Genomic DNA, 1,974 nt, shown 5'->3' with positions numbered 1-1,974 from the left:
TTTCCGTTGGAAACGGTAATAGCACCATAAATGGCAATGGTGGCATAGATTCAATTTCAGCTGGCAGCGGTAATCATAGTATTATTGGTGGCTCTGGAACAGATTCCATATCCGTCGGACATGGGAATACGACGATTAGCGCAGGTGCAGGTGATGATACTATCGCCCTAGGTTTTGGAGGTTACAACCTTAATCTTGGGAGTGGCTATAATTATGTTACCTACTGGACTGGTAGTCTGTATGATCAAACTGCAGACGGACATGTTATAACAACTGAACCAGGAACCACCCTCTCCGTTACTGGCGGAAATGGCGATGACTACATAACGCATGGCGGATCTTACTATGGTTATTATACTAATAATTTCCTTTCATTAGGAGGAGGAAACAATTATTTCAACGGTAACTCTAGCCTTCTCGGCAGCACGATTACGTCTGGCAGCGGAAACGATACATACTATCTCGGGCGAGGTAACAACGATGTACGGGCAGGAGACGGTAACAACCTGATTGTCGTCCAGGAATATTTCACTGGCGTCACCAATGACTATATCGAAACCGGATCGGGGGATGATGCCATTTCGACAAGTGACGGTGACGATACGATCTTCAGCGGCTCCGGCACCGATTCGATTGGCGGGACGACCGGCTATAAATATGTGCGCAGCGATGTCACAAATACCGCCGATGTCGCCGTGGTTTTCACCGATGGCGATCACGATATTGTGACTGGCCAGGGGAACGATTCGATTTCAGTGGGAAGCGGTAACAATACAATTGTTGCCGGTGATGGGAATGACACGGTCTCGGTTGCCTATGGGAACCACACTATCAATCTTGGAAATGGCAGCAACTACGTGTACTATTGGACTGGCAGTCTATACCAGCAAACTGCGGATGGGCACGTTATAACAACTGAACCAGGAACTATTCTCTCTATTACCGGCGGCAGCGGAGATGATTATATAACCCATAATGGTTCATACTATGGGTACCATGTTGGTAACACCCTATCACTGGGGGATGGTAAAAATTATTTTAACGGTAACTCTTCCCTCCTCGGCAGCACAATTACGTCCGGCAGCGGGAACGATACATACTACCTCGGGCGCGGTAATAATGATGTCCGGGCTGGTGATGGCAACAATCTAATTGTCGTTGCGGAATTTTTTACCGGTACCACAAATGACTATATCGAAACTGGATCGGGGGATGATGCCATTTCGACCAGTGACGGTGACGATACGATCTTCAGCGGCTCCGGCACCGATTCCATTGGCGGGACGACCGGCTATAAATATGTGCGCAGCGATGTCACAAACACCGCCGATGTCGCCGTGGTTTTCACCGACGGCGATCACGATATTGTGACCGGCCAAGGGAACGATTCGATTTCAGTGGGAAGCGGTAGCAATACAATTGTTGCCGGTAATGGCAATGATACTATCTTAGTTGCCTATGGAAATCACACTATCGACCTCGGAAATGGCAGCAATTATGTTCGTTACTGGACAGGATCACTGACTGGCCAACCCGCAACGGACACGGTTATTACCACTGAACCGGGAACAAGCCTCCATATAACAGCCGGTGATGGTGATGATTACATAGATCATGGTGGATCTTATTATGGGTACTATGTTAGCAATAATCTCTCGCTCGGAGATGGAACTAATTATTTCAACGGTAACTCTAGCCTTCTCGGCAGCACGATTACGTCTGGCAGCGGAAACGATACATACTATCTCGGGCGAGGTAACAACGATGTACGGGCAGGAGACGGTAACAACCTGATTGTCGTCCAGGAATATTTCACTGGCGTCACCAATGACTATATCGAAACCGGATCGGGGGATGATGCCATTTCTACCAGCGACGGTAACGATACAATTTCTGCTGGCCTCGGAAACGATACAATCTCCATCGCCAATGCCGCAACCCTCACCCTCACCTACACCGGCGGTCTCGACACCG

General features: G+C 48.6%; 1 protein-coding gene. It reads left to right on the top strand.

Going from position 1 to position 1,974, the window contains the following annotated elements:
• Positions 1-1,974, top strand: a 1,974-nt coding sequence (locus tag VZ95_RS26300; RefSeq protein ID WP_198148452.1) for a beta strand repeat-containing protein, incomplete at both ends; no start/stop codon positions are given.

Source organism: Elstera litoralis (assembly GCF_000963705.1).
Lineage (GTDB): Bacteria > Pseudomonadota > Alphaproteobacteria > Elsterales > Elsteraceae > Elstera > Elstera litoralis.
Note: the sequence above shows the minus strand (reverse complement) of the source record. Positions and strands in the feature narration are given on the sequence as shown.